Source organism: uncultured Tateyamaria sp. (assembly GCF_947503705.1).
Taxonomy (GTDB): Bacteria; Pseudomonadota; Alphaproteobacteria; order Rhodobacterales; family Rhodobacteraceae; genus Tateyamaria.
This window is the reverse complement of record NZ_CANNES010000002.1, coordinates 224,385-236,080: the sequence shown is the minus strand read 5'-3', so window position 1 is coordinate 236,080 and position 11,696 is coordinate 224,385. Positions and strand designations below refer to the sequence as shown.

General features: G+C 61.1%; 12 protein-coding genes. 3 read left to right on the top strand and 9 right to left on the bottom strand.

All coding sequences use genetic code 11. The annotated features are described in order from the left end of the window. The first annotated feature begins 323 nt into the window (after window positions 1-323). From Q1A44_RS07255 to Q1A44_RS07245, 3 genes are all read left to right on the top strand, one after another. Window positions 324-1,055, top strand: a complete 732-nt coding sequence (locus Q1A44_RS07255; protein ID WP_299622069.1) for an autoinducer binding domain-containing protein — start codon at window positions 324-326, stop codon at window positions 1,053-1,055. 114 nt (window positions 1,056-1,169) lie between these two features. After that, on the top strand, window positions 1,170-1,805 hold the full coding sequence (locus Q1A44_RS07250) for an acyl-homoserine-lactone synthase (protein WP_299622066.1): 636 nt from the start codon (window positions 1,170-1,172) through the stop codon (window positions 1,803-1,805). 41 nt (window positions 1,806-1,846) lie between these two features. Further along, complete coding sequence (locus Q1A44_RS07245) at window positions 1,847-3,376, top strand: AAA family ATPase (protein WP_299622063.1); 1,530 nt, start codon at window positions 1,847-1,849, stop codon at window positions 3,374-3,376. Between the two features lie 102 nt (window positions 3,377-3,478). Here Q1A44_RS07245 and Q1A44_RS07240 read toward each other — a convergent pair whose 3' ends face one another. The 9 genes from Q1A44_RS07240 to Q1A44_RS07200 all read right to left on the bottom strand — a co-directional run bounded on the left by Q1A44_RS07240 (window position 3,479) and on the right by Q1A44_RS07200 (window position 11,671). Next, window positions 3,479-4,231 carry a TIGR02186 family protein gene (locus Q1A44_RS07240; RefSeq protein ID WP_299622060.1) on the bottom strand — a complete coding sequence of 251 codons (753 nt, stop codon included), beginning with the start codon at window positions 4,229-4,231 and terminating at the stop codon, window positions 3,479-3,481. Next, a complete protein-coding gene (locus Q1A44_RS07235; RefSeq protein WP_299622848.1) occupies window positions 4,231-5,148 on the bottom strand; it encodes a sulfite exporter TauE/SafE family protein in 918 nt (305 codons plus the stop codon). Before Q1A44_RS07235 ends, Q1A44_RS07240 begins: the two co-directional genes overlap by 1 nt. A 119-nt stretch (window positions 5,149-5,267) precedes the next feature. After that, the gene (locus tag Q1A44_RS07230; protein WP_299622057.1) at window positions 5,268-6,242 is read right to left on the bottom strand and encodes an ABC transporter permease; all 975 of its coding nucleotides are present in this window, start codon (window positions 6,240-6,242) and stop codon (window positions 5,268-5,270) included. 4 nt (window positions 6,243-6,246) lie between these two features. Continuing rightward, on the bottom strand, window positions 6,247-7,365 hold the full coding sequence (locus tag Q1A44_RS07225) for an ABC transporter permease (RefSeq protein WP_299622055.1): 1,119 nt from the start codon (window positions 7,363-7,365) through the stop codon (window positions 6,247-6,249). A gap of 121 nt (window positions 7,366-7,486) precedes the next feature. Next, window positions 7,487-9,007, bottom strand: coding sequence for an ABC transporter ATP-binding protein (locus Q1A44_RS07220; protein ID WP_299622052.1), 1,521 nt, complete (start codon window positions 9,005-9,007; stop codon window positions 7,487-7,489). A 97-nt stretch (window positions 9,008-9,104) separates the two neighbouring features. Next, window positions 9,105-10,109 (bottom strand): BMP family ABC transporter substrate-binding protein, encoded by a 1,005-nt coding sequence (locus Q1A44_RS07215; RefSeq protein ID WP_299622050.1) that lies wholly within the window; start codon window positions 10,107-10,109, stop codon window positions 9,105-9,107. A gap of 190 nt (window positions 10,110-10,299) precedes the next feature. Further along, window positions 10,300-10,740 (bottom strand): ribosomal protein S18-alanine N-acetyltransferase, encoded by a 441-nt coding sequence (gene rimI, locus Q1A44_RS07210; protein WP_299622045.1) that lies wholly within the window; start codon window positions 10,738-10,740, stop codon window positions 10,300-10,302. Then, window positions 10,737-11,309, bottom strand: a complete 573-nt coding sequence (gene tsaB / locus Q1A44_RS07205) for a tRNA (adenosine(37)-N6)-threonylcarbamoyltransferase complex dimerization subunit type 1 TsaB (protein ID WP_299622043.1) — start codon at window positions 11,307-11,309, stop codon at window positions 10,737-10,739. Before tsaB ends, rimI begins: the two co-directional genes overlap by 4 nt. Continuing rightward, window positions 11,306-11,671 carry a GFA family protein gene (locus Q1A44_RS07200; protein ID WP_299622040.1) on the bottom strand — a complete coding sequence of 122 codons (366 nt, stop codon included), beginning with the start codon at window positions 11,669-11,671 and terminating at the stop codon, window positions 11,306-11,308. The genes tsaB and Q1A44_RS07200 overlap by 4 nt, the downstream gene beginning before the upstream one ends. Window positions 11,672-11,696: the final 25 nt, after the last annotated feature.

The following is an 11,696-nucleotide window of genomic DNA, read 5'->3' as shown; positions in this document are numbered from 1 at the left end:
GCGAATCACCTGATGATTGCGCGGGCGTTTTTTCGTTTCTGACGGTCTCAACGGTTTCAATGGGTTGGAAATCGCCTCCTCACTATTTCTGGGGAGTGAAAATGCGCGAATTTCCAACAAGAGTTAACTCATGTTAGAGTTGTCTTAACGTTTCATTAACCACTTGAAGGTGAGTCTAGGCATGAGAAGCGATTGGATTTTAGACGTACTTACGGACCTCAAGACTTTTGCCCGCGCCAATGGCATGCCTGCCCTTGCAGAGCAGCTGGATGACACGGCGATTGTTGCGATGGCCGAGATCGCCGCAATAAGGAACGCGCAAGATGGCCAGCGTAATGACGGCGATGCAGCCGTTGGAACATATTATGGAGGAATTGGAACGAGCTGACGGGCTTGGCGCGCTCCAAGCGGCCTCAGAGGCGCTTTGCGACCATTATGGCATCGACCACGTTGTGTATCACTGGGTGGACTCGGCCGGGGATCAATATGGATGCGGCACCTATTCAAACGCATGGCGCGCCCGCTACCTAGAGCAGAATTATCTACGGGTCGACCCTGTTATTCTTGGCTGTTTTCAACGCTTTCACCCCGTTGACTGGAAACGACTGGACTGGTCCAGCAAAGCCGCCAAAGCCTTTCAGGCCGAGGCCATCACTCACGGGGTTGGTAATCAGGGTTTTTCGGTCCCTATTCGCGGACCAAACGGACAATTCGCGCTCTTTACGGTCAACCACTCGTGCAACGACGCCTGGTGGGCCGACTGGACCGAAGCACATCGCCGCGATCTTATTCTGATTGCGCATTACTTTAATGAAAAGGCGTTGGAGTTCGAGCCCGAACGTACACCGGAACAGTCACAAGCCCTCAGCCCACGTGAGGTTGATGCGATGACCTTGCTGGCCATGGGGTACAGCCGTGCCCAAGTGGCCGACACCTTGTCGATTTCAGAGCATACGCTGCGGGTCTATATCGAAAGCGCCAGGTTCAAACTGGGCGCGATGAACACCACCCACGCGGTGGCCCGCGCAATGAGTCGCGGGCTGATTGTGGTGTGAATCCACCCGTTGCCTTGCAGGAAAATACACCGCACGGATGTATGAATAGACGTTAACGCACGCATTGGTAGTGTTTCGGTCATACCTACCCCGGTCTGACAAGGAGCCTGCACAATGTTGCGTTACGTTTATGCCGCCGATCTGAATGATCACCCCAAACTCGCCCGGACCATGTTTCGCGACCGCGCGGACCAGTTCAAGACCCGCCTCGGGTGGGACGTAACCATTGATGCAGCCGGAGAGGAGCGGGACGAGTACGACGGCATGAACCCGCTCTATGTGATCTGGGAAGAGCCGGATGGCAGCCATGGGGGTTCCATGCGGTTCCTGCCCACCACGGGCCGCACGATGGTCAACGATCACTTTGCCGGTCTGATGTCTGGCCCGATCTCCAGCCCGCTGATCTGGGAATGCACCCGGTTCTGCCTGACCCGTGGCGCGGGCGGCCATGTGGCGGCGGCCCTGATGCTGGGCGGCGGTGAGATCATGCAGAACTTTGGCGTAGAGCATTTCGTTGGCGTCTTTGATGCGCGCATGGTTCGCATCTACCGCATGATCGGCGCTTCACCAGAGGTTTTGGGCAGTACAGGCACGGGCCGCGATCAGATCAGCGTCGGTCTGTGGCACTTCGCCGAAAGCGATGCGGCCCAGGTGTCCGAGCGCGCGGGCGTGTCGCAGCATCTGTCCCGCCAATGGTTCGAGCACGCGTTCGGCACTGCAAACCGCGTGGCCTTTGCCCGCACGGCCTGATCCTGCTGGCCCCCGGCGCGACCCGCATATAGGGTCGCGCCATGACCACCGCGCTCTCCCTCTCTGACGATCAGGCCACCGCATATGACCACGTAACAGAGATGTTGCGCAGTGCGGGGATTGACCTCGACGACGCACTGCTCAGCCCGCCCAAGGGATCGGCCACCGCCGTCATGGCGATCACCGGCAAGGCCGGTTCCGGCAAGACACTACTGCTGGCCGAGCTGTACAAAGCGCTGGAGAATGCGGGGCTCGAGGTTGTGTCGGGCGACTACGAAAGCCGCAAGCGCAAGGACAAACGCACCCTCGCCATCCTGGCCCCAACGAACAAGGCGGCCTCGGTCCTTCGCTTTCGCGGCGTGCCCGCCACCACCATCCACCGCATCCTCTATACACCGGTCTACGACCCCGAATACGAACGCATCGCCGAGTGGCTGGCCGGCAATGGCGAACGTCCCGAGATCGAAGGGTTAACCGACACCGCCCTCGACCGCGCCTTTGCCTTTTACCAAGGCAACAAATCCATCCCGGGTGCACTGGCAGCGGCCGGCCTGCGCGGATCGGACTTCATCACGGGTTGGAAACGGCGCGAGGAACCGCTCGACATCGGTTTTGTCGATGAGGCGTCGATGCTGGACGACAAGCAATTCGAAGATCTCAAGGAAATCTTTCCCACCCTGCTGCTCTTTGGCGACCCGGCCCAGCTGGCCCCGGTGAATCAATCGGGAACAATGGTGTTCGAAAAGATGCCACAAAGCCGGGTGATGCACCTCAACCGCATCCACCGGCAAGAGGCGGACAATCCAATCCTTGATCTGGCCCACGCGCTGGCCGACCCGCAGGTCGATTTCTACCGGTTCGAAAAGATGGTCGAAGAAGCCGCAGGGCGAGACGAGCGCGTGGTCTGGGGCCAGCGGGTGGAGGTTGACCTCATGGCGCGCAGCCCTGTTCTGGTCTGGCGGAACGCCACTCGCATCCGCCTGATCAACGCGTTTCGCACTGTCTATGGCGCGCCCGAGGATGCGCTGCTTGAAGGGGAGCCGCTGATTTGCGACGGGCTGGAACTGCCCCTGAAACACCGCAACAAACGGCTCGACCTTGAGGCGCGCGGCCTGATCAAGGGCGCGCAGGTGATCTATCTGGGCGAGGGGCGCAAACCCGGCTTTTCCCGCCTGCACGTGATGGGGGCCGAAGACCCGCAAGTCTCTGCGGCGTCCATCGTCAAGATCGAGAAACCGGATGAGGAAGAACCCTTCATCCCCTTCGCTGCCCGCATGGGGGCCACGTTTCTGCACGGGGCTGCGGTCACGATCCACAAGGCACAAGGCTCGCAATGGGACACGGTGCAGGTGTTCGCACCCGACCTCTATGCCGCTGCCCGCATGGGCCGGATGGAAGCGGGACAACCGTTGTGGAAACGACTGGCCTATGTGGCGATCACGCGGGCGCAGGATCGCCTGATTTGGGTGGTGCGGAACCGTCTGTCCAAACCATCGGGCGGTCTACGCGTGGACGACTTGCGCTCGGTCCCCGCGGCGCCGCTTACTCTTGCACCTGAACCCGAAGATTGATCCCAATCTCTCGGTTCAAACAAAAACCCGAGACGGCCTCTGGTCTATGCAAACCACTGGTTTGACAGGCTGGCCCCTCGTTCCCGAGGCATCCACAAATGGCTAGTTTCGCAGCAGGGAAAAGGCCGCCGACGCTCCCCAGCCCGCAGCAATCGCGATGGCCAGTGACATGAGACCATACAAAAACGGCTGTTCCCGGCTCAGGCTGAAAAGCCACCGCTCCAACCCCACCTTGCGCACTTCAATCGCCGTTTCATATTGCGAGATCACGCGACCCTCGCGGGTCAGAAAAATGCGGGTCTCGTAAGCGCCTTCGGTCAGAGCCGCGGGCAATTCGATACGGCCCCGAAACAGGGTCTGGTCATCCACCGCCACGTGGTTTTCCATCAGTTGGTACAGGTCGTTTTCCTTGCGGATCCGGATCAACGCTTCGGTAAAGCTGGCGGCATCGGTGATTTCCATCGGCGCACCGACAGAGCGGATGGCGCGCGGGACCGAGACTTTATAGCGCAAGTCTTCCACATCGCTCAGCACGTCGCGCAAGTTGCCGCTGGTCGCTACGGCGTAAAAACTGGGCGCGCGGTCAACCTCGACGGCGTCGGTGTTCACCCAAATGCCAAAGCGTTTTGCCTTGCGGCGCACATTCACAGGCTCATCAGGGCCTGCCACGGTCACGATGACCTCAAGGGGCGGGCCGTCCGGTATCGGGGCTTCGCGCTTGACCGCGCCAAAGACCAGGATTTCCGAGCCGTCAAAGCTAGTGGTGATGGCAATCTCGTTCTGGCTGAGGCCCAGTACCACGCTCTCGGCAAAGGCAGGGGATGCGAGAAACAGAAAGGCGATCAGCCAGCGCATCAATGCCCCTCCACCGCGCCGACGGAATACAGTTCCGAGGGCATGACCAGCAGGTCAAAGGCCAGTTTGCCGCAGACGGCCAGAACCATGATGGCCAACAGAATACGCAACTGTTCGGCTTTCATTTTGACGCCGATCCGGGTGCCGATCTGTGCGCCGATGACACCGCCAACCAGCAGCAAGACAGCCAGAACCACGTCGACCGTAAAGTTGGTTGTGGCATGCAGCATGGTGGTGAACGCGGTGACAAAGATGATCTGGAAAAGGGACGTGCCAACAACCACTTTGGTGGGCATGCCCAGCAGGTAGATCATGGCAGGCACCATGATGAACCCGCCGCCGACACCCATGATGGCGGCCAGAACCCCGACACACAGACCAACCAGCAAGGGCGGGATAACCGAGATATAGAGGCCAGAGACGCGAAAGCGCATCTTGAAGGGCAGCTTGTGAATCCAGTTGTGTTTCTTGCGCGTCGGCACCGCACCGCCCTTGGCGGTTTTGCGGATTGCGTTCAGGCTTTCGATGAACATCAGCCCGCCGATGACGCCAAGAAAGACGACGTAACAAAGCTTGACCAACAGATCGACCTGCCCCAGCGCCTTGAGATAGTTAAAGACGATCACACCCAGGGCGGCGCCAACAAGGCCACCAATCAGCAGGACAACGCCCATCCTGAGGTCCACCGTTTTTCGCCTGAAATGGGCAAGGACGCCGGAGAAGGAAGAGGCTACGATCTGATTGGCTTCTGTGGCCACGGCCACAGCGGGCGGAATGCCGATAAAGAACAAAAGCGGGGTCATCAGGAACCCGCCGCCGACGCCAAACATGCCAGAAAGGATGCCCACCATACCGCCCAGCCCCAAAAGCAGGAACGCGTTGACCGAAACCTCGGCGATGGGCAGGTAGATTTGCATATACCCTGTTAGGACGGTGCGGGCCCTGAAATCAAGGGCCATGCCGCTCTGCAGCGAACTGGATGGGTGTATTCGAAGAAACTGGCCTTAGTGACGGCGTACCTGTGGTACGCCCTTCGTTATCGTTCTTTGACGTATGGCTCGCCCCCGGCGCGTGGCGGTATCGCCTTGCCCACAAAACCCGCAAGGATCACGACCGTCAGGATATAGGGCAGGGCGTCCAGCAGTTGCACCTGCACCTTGAACCCAAGCGCGCCTTCGATGATGTCGGGCCGCAATGCGATGGCCTGAAGATACCCAAACAGCAATGTTGCCCAAAGCGCATGCCAGGGCCTCCACTTGGCAAAGATCAGCGCCGCCAGCGCAATGAAGCCGCGTCCGGCGGTCATGTCTTTGACAAAGCCCGCCTGCAAGGCCGTCGCAAGGTACGCCCCTGCAATCCCGCACAAGATGCCGCAAATCCCTACGGCCGCAAATCGCAAACCGACAACCGAAACCCCCGCCGTATCGACGGCCGCCGGGTTTTCGCCGACCGCGCGCAAGCGCAGGCCAAAGCGGGTGCGGAACAGGATGTACCACGTCCCCGGTACGCAAAAGAGCGCGATATAGACCAGGATCGAGTGGCCCGAGATCAGCTCGGCATAGATCGGACCAAAGACCGGCACCGTGCTGAGCGCCTCGGCAAAGGGCAGGGTGATCGGCTCAAACCGCCCTCCGGTCAGCAGGGACGGCGTGCGCCCTCCTTGTTGGAACCAGTCTTGGGCGATCAGAACCGTCATGCCGGCCGCGAGGAAGTTGATAGCAACGCCCGAGATCAGCTGATTGCCGCGAAAGGTGATCGAGGCCAGACCATGGACCGCCGACAAGACCAGCGACGCACCAATCCCGGCCGCAATACCCAGCCAGACCGACCCGGTGATCGAGGCAAGGGCCGCGGAAAAGAACGCCGCCGCCAGCATCTTGCCCTCAAGGCCGATGTCGAAAATGCCCGCACGTTCCGAGAACAGGCCCGCAAGGCAGGCCAACAACAGCGGGGTGGCCAAACGGACTGTGGTGTCGAGGACGGAGAGGTCAAAGAGGGCCAGGAAATTCATGTGCTTACTCCGCCGCCTTGGTTGCTTTGGCCTCGCGCGATTGCCGTATCGCAAGGAATATCCGCTCCAGCGGCATCCGCACCATATTGTCGAGCGCACCGGTAAACAGGATCACCAGGGCCTGGATGACCACGATCAACTCGCGCGGGATCGACGTCCAAAGGGCCAGTTCAGCACCACCCTGATAGAGGAAGCCAAAGAGGATGGCGGCCAGGAAAACCCCGAACGGATGGCTGCGGCCCATCAGCGCCACGGCAATGCCGATAAACCCGGCGCCTTCCACAGCATTCAGGACGAGCCGTTCGGCTTCGCCCATCACGTTGTTGATGGCCATCATGCCCGCCAAGCCGCCCGAGATGAGCATGGCAATCATCGTAATGCGCACCGATCCGATGCCCGCATAGCGCGCCGCGCGGCCCGATTTGCCGTAGGACCTGATTTCCAAGCCCAGCGAAGTACGCCAGATCAGCAGCCAAACCACAAAGCAGGCGATGATCGCCAGCACGAGCGATACGTTGGCCGGGGCAGATTTGGAAAAGTTGATGCCAATGGGCGCAAGCATTTCATGCAGCGAGGGCAGGTGGACGGCTTCGGGAAAGCGGGCCGTGGCCGGGTCCATGGAGCCCGCAGGGCGCAAAATGTTCACCAGCATATAGTTCAGCACGGCGGCGGCGATAAAGTTGAACATGATCGTGGTGATCACGATATGGCTGCCCCGCTTGGCCTGCAAATAGGCCGGAATAGCGGCCCAGAGCGCACCAAATGCAGCCGCACCAACGGTCGCGCCCAAGACGGCCAGCGTCCAATGCGGCCAAGGGATGAACAAACACACCAGCGCGACGCCAAGCCCGCCCAGCATCGCCTGGCCCTCGCCGCCAATATTGAACAGGCCCGCATGGAAGGCCACCGCGACAGCCAGCCCCGTAAACATGAAATTCGTCGCGTAATAAAGGGTATAGCCCCAGCCATAGGTTGACCCAAGCGCGCCCGAAACCATCAATTTGACGGCAGCCACCGGGTCTTCGCCAATGGCGAGGATGACCAAAGCCGACAGGATGGCCGCGAGGATCAGCGAAATCAGTGGAACGAGCACAACCTCGGCCCATTTGGGCATCACGTCCATTGGTTTGCTCCGTTATCTGCCCAGGTATTTGATTGTGTGCTGCGCACGCGCGATGTTTTGTGGGGGCTTTGCCCCCGGCCCCTTGGGCCTCCCCCAGGATATTTCCGGCCAAAAGAAGGGGTCATGTATTCATCCCCGCCATCAACAGCCCCAGTTCTTTTTCGTCTGTCTGCGCCGGCAGGCGTTCGCCCATGATCCGTCCGTCAAACATGACGGCGACCCGGTCGGCCAGCGACAGGATTTCCTCTAGCTCGACCGAGACCAGGAGAATTGCCTTGCCCTGATCGCGCAGAGCCACGATTTGCTGGTGGATAAATTCGATCGCGCCGATGTCGACCCCGCGTGTCGGCTGGCCGATCAGCAACAGGTCAGGGTTCCGCTCGATCTCGCGGGCGAGCACGATTTTCTGCTGGTTGCCGCCCGAAAAATTCTTGGCCGCCAGATGCGGATGGGGGGGGCGCACGTCAAAACGGTCCATCTTGGCCTGGGTGTCGGCCTTGATCGCGGCGTTGTTCATCAGGATGCCGGATTGGTAAGCTGCATCGCGGTGATAGCCAAAGGCGGTGTTTTCCCAGGCGCTGAAGTCCATGATCAGGCCCTCGCGCTGCCGGTCTTCGGGCACATGGGCAATGCCCCGTTCACGGCGCGACCGCCCGTCGGAATAGCGCCCCGTCAGATCGAGGGCCTGACCGTTGACGGTGATGTCGCCCGTGGCATCGGCATAGCCGCCCAACACTTCAAGAAGTTCGGACTGGCCGTTGCCAGCCACGCCCGCAATGCCCAGAATTTCGCCCGCGCGCACTTGCAGATCAATGCCGCGCAGCCGTTCAACGCCTTGATCATCCAGCACTTTGAGGTTCTTGACGTCCAGCACCACATCACGAGGTTGCGCCGGTGTTTTGTCCACCCGCAGCAAGACCTTGCGGCCCACCATCAGTTCGGCCAGTTCTTCGGGCGAGGTGTCTGCCGTTTTGACCGTGGCGGTCATCTCGCCCCGGCGCATGACCGAAACGGTGTCTGTGATATCCATGATCTCGCGCAGCTTGTGGGTGATCAGGATGATTGTTTTGCCTTCTTCGCGCAGGCGGCCCAGGATGCGGAACAGTTGATCGGCCTCTGCCGGGGTCAGCACGCCGGTCGGCTCGTCCAGAATCAGGATATTGGCCTGACGGTAAAGCGCCTTGAGGATTTCGACACGCTGCTGCATGCCAACACCGATCTCTTCGATCACGGCATCAGGATCGACCTTGAGGTCGTATTCCTGTTCAAGCTCAAGCAGCGATTTGCGGGCCTTGGCGAGCGACGGGCGAAGCAAGCCGCCATCTTCCGCGCCAAGGATGATATTTTCGAGGACGGTGAAGTTTTCGACCAGCTTGAAATGCTGGAATACCATGCCGATGCCTGCCGCGATGGCGGCCTGGCTGTCGGGGATTTCGGTCTTTTGACCAGAGATAAACACTTCGCCTGCGTCGGCCTTGTAGAACCCATACAGGATCGACATGAGCGTGGATTTGCCCGCCCCGTTTTCACCGATGATCCCGTGGATAGTGCCCGGCATGACCCGGATCGAGATGTCTTTGTTGGCCTGAACGGGTCCAAATGCTTTGGAGATCCCTTTGAGTTCGATGGCGGGGGCTGTCATCAGGCGCGCGTCCGTGAGGCTGGGAAAGGTGTTGGAGCTGAAAAATCCGGGCCGCGACGGGGCAAACCGTGCGGCCCGAACAAAGGATCACCCGAACTTAAAAGTCCAGAACGGGGCAGCTGTCGTCGGTGTAGTACGCCACCACTTCCAGATCGCCGTCGATGATCTGCTGACGCGCGGTGTCGACAGCCTCTTTCATTTCGGCGGAAACGAGGTCGGCATTGTGCTCATCCAGCGCATAACCCACGCCATCTTCGGCCAGACCCAGGATGGTGAAGCCGCCGGTTTCGATGTCCGCACCAGCGGTCATGGAATCGTACACAGCGACATCAACGCGCTTGAGCATCGAGGTCAGGACCTTGCCGGAGTGCAGGTAGTTCTGGTTGCTGTCTACACCGATGGACAGGATGCCCTCATCTGCCGCAGTTTGCAGAACACCAACGCCCGTCCCACCAGCCGCAGCATAGATCACGTCCGCGCCCTGGCTGATTTGTGCCTTGGTCAGTTCGGAGCCTTTGACGGGGTCATTCCATGCCGATGGGGTTGTGCCGGTCATGTTGGCAATGACGGTCGCGTCGGGGTTCACCGCTTTGACGCCCTGGGCAAAGCCGCAGCCAAAGTGGCGGATCAGCGGGATGTCCATACCACCGATAAAGCCGACGGTGCCAGTTTCAGACGCCATCGCGGCCATCATGCCAACCAGGTAAGAACCCTGATGCTCTTGAAAGCCGATCAGCTGCACGTTTGCAGGCACTTCGGGCATCCAGCCGTCGATGTTGACGAACTTAGTGTCAGGATAGTCACCCGCAACGGCGTTCACTGGATCGGCAAAAGCAAAGCCGGTCGTGATGACGGGGTTGGCACCCGCTTCGGCAAAGCGGCGCAGGGCCTGTTCGCGTTGGGCTTCGGATTGCAGTTCGATTTCCAGGAACGAGCCGCCGGTTTCTTCGGCCCAACGCTGTGCGCCGTTAAAGGCCGCCTCGTTAAAGGATTTGTCGAACTTGCCGCCCAGATCAAAGATCAGAGCAGGATCAGCAGCAGCGGCACCAGCCGACAGGGCCAGAGCGGCGCTTGCGCCGAGGAATTTCTGCATGAGGGTCATGTGGTCATTTCTCCCGAATTTTGTGTTTGGGGCACTGGCAGCAGGGCTGCGTTGGCCCGGGATCGCATTGATCATACGGGATTAGGCCGCAGGGGCGGGGTGGGGTCAACCGCTTTTTCGCGCTTTGGCATGCCCATTTCCACTGACCTTGGGGCAAAGCCCAAGGCTTGGGCGACAGCGGTCCGGGCCCTTATGGGCCTGCGGCATCGGCCGGATCAGGGGCCGCGCCAAGTGGGGCGCGCATGACAAGCGCATCCGCCGCACCATCGTGGCGCGCATAGTATTTGGGCCGCCGTGCCACGGTCGCAAAACCGCAACGCGCATAAAGGGCACAGGCCGCCAGATTGTCCTGCGCCACTTCCAGAAAGGCGCTGTCGGCGCCCCGCGCGGCCTGCGCCATCCAACGCTGCATCAGGCGGGTGCCAAGGCCCCGACCCTGATGTTGGGGATCAACGGTGAGGGTCAACAACTCCGCCTCGCCCGCCACACTGCGCCAAAGGGCAAAGCCGTGCATGGCGCAGGTCAGGTGCGTATGGCGGGCCTCCAACAGATCGCGAAACTCATCCGCGCTCCAGGGTCGCTCGACAGTAAACGCCGCGCGATGCAGTTCGGCCAGAGCCTCAGGCGTCATGGCAACAGCGTCGGGGCGGCATCGCGGGCCGGTGCGGCATCGGGGGGGCGGACGTAATAGGGGGCGGGGGCCGCCACTTGGGCGGGCCACACGGTGCTGGCATGAGCCGCAATCGCTTGGGCCAGGGCGGCAGGCTCCGGCTCGGGCGCGGGGGCGGCGATGCTGGCCAGCGGTACGATCTGTGCTGTGGCACCCGCCACGACATAGGCCATGGCACGGGGGGCGGGGACCGCAACGGCCGTCCCCTCAGGGGCCAACCGCTGACGCGCCTCAAACCCGGTGACGCCGTAGGCGGGAATGCCTAGGCCAAGGGCCAATCCCCGTGCCGCCGACACCCCGATGCGGATGCCGGTAAAGTTGCCGGGGCCAATTCCGACGGCCAAGGCCGACAGGTCCTGCCAGGTCACGCCTTCGGCGGCCAACACCTCTTGCAGCAGGTCCATCAACCGCTCTGCCTGCCCTTTGGCCATCGGCTCGCCACGCGCAACAAGTGTCTGATCCCCACGTACCAAGGCGGCGGCACAATGGGCGGCCGAGGTGTCAAACCCAAGGATCAGGGGGCGGGTCAATCTGCTGATCCCGACAATCGGGAACGGGCGCTGGCCTCAAACCGGGGCAGATCATCGGCGATGTGCAACCAGGGTAATTGGCTGTCTGCATGACTGTGCAGGGCGGGGGCAATCGCATCCGCCTGGTCCAGAATGCCGACGGGCACATAGGTCTGGTCCGGCAAATAGGCGAAACACGCGGCCAGCGGCGACCCGCAATCGGCGCAATTCCAACGCTCCGCCCCAGAGGGATGAACCACCGGGGCCCCCAGACCGTGAACAGACACAGCGTCAAAGGCGGCAAAGGCCGCCACCGGCGCGCCGGTCCAGCGCCGGCAGTCGACGCAATGGCAATAAGAGGCCGTGCGCGGCGCGGCCGACATCGTCAACCGGGACGCCCCGCAATAG

What these genes read in the sequence shown, in the direction of transcription:
- Q1A44_RS07230 (WP_299622057.1), bottom strand. Translation starts at nt 6,242, where the DNA reads ATGAATTTCCTGGCCCTCTTTGACCTCTCCGTCCTCGACACCACAGTC.
- Q1A44_RS07225 (WP_299622055.1), bottom strand. Translation starts at nt 7,365, where the DNA reads ATGGACGTGATGCCCAAATGGGCCGAGGTTGTGCTCGTTCCACTGATT.
- Q1A44_RS07250 (WP_299622066.1), top strand. Translation starts at nt 1,170, where the DNA reads ATGTTGCGTTACGTTTATGCCGCCGATCTGAATGATCACCCCAAACTC.
- Q1A44_RS07215 (WP_299622050.1), bottom strand. Translation starts at nt 10,109, where the DNA reads ATGACCCTCATGCAGAAATTCCTCGGCGCAAGCGCCGCTCTGGCCCTG.
- rimI (WP_299622045.1), bottom strand. Translation starts at nt 10,740, where the DNA reads ATGACGCCTGAGGCTCTGGCCGAACTGCATCGCGCGGCGTTTACTGTC.
- Q1A44_RS07220 (WP_299622052.1), bottom strand. Translation starts at nt 9,007, where the DNA reads ATGACAGCCCCCGCCATCGAACTCAAAGGGATCTCCAAAGCATTTGGA.
- Q1A44_RS07255 (WP_299622069.1), top strand. Translation starts at nt 324, where the DNA reads ATGGCCAGCGTAATGACGGCGATGCAGCCGTTGGAACATATTATGGAG.
- Q1A44_RS07235 (WP_299622848.1), bottom strand. Translation starts at nt 5,148, where the DNA reads ATGCAAATCTACCTGCCCATCGCCGAGGTTTCGGTCAACGCGTTCCTG.
- Q1A44_RS07240 (WP_299622060.1), bottom strand. Translation starts at nt 4,231, where the DNA reads ATGCGCTGGCTGATCGCCTTTCTGTTTCTCGCATCCCCTGCCTTTGCC.
- Q1A44_RS07200 (WP_299622040.1), bottom strand. Translation starts at nt 11,671, where the DNA reads ATGTCGGCCGCGCCGCGCACGGCCTCTTATTGCCATTGCGTCGACTGC.
- Q1A44_RS07245 (WP_299622063.1), top strand. Translation starts at nt 1,847, where the DNA reads ATGACCACCGCGCTCTCCCTCTCTGACGATCAGGCCACCGCATATGAC.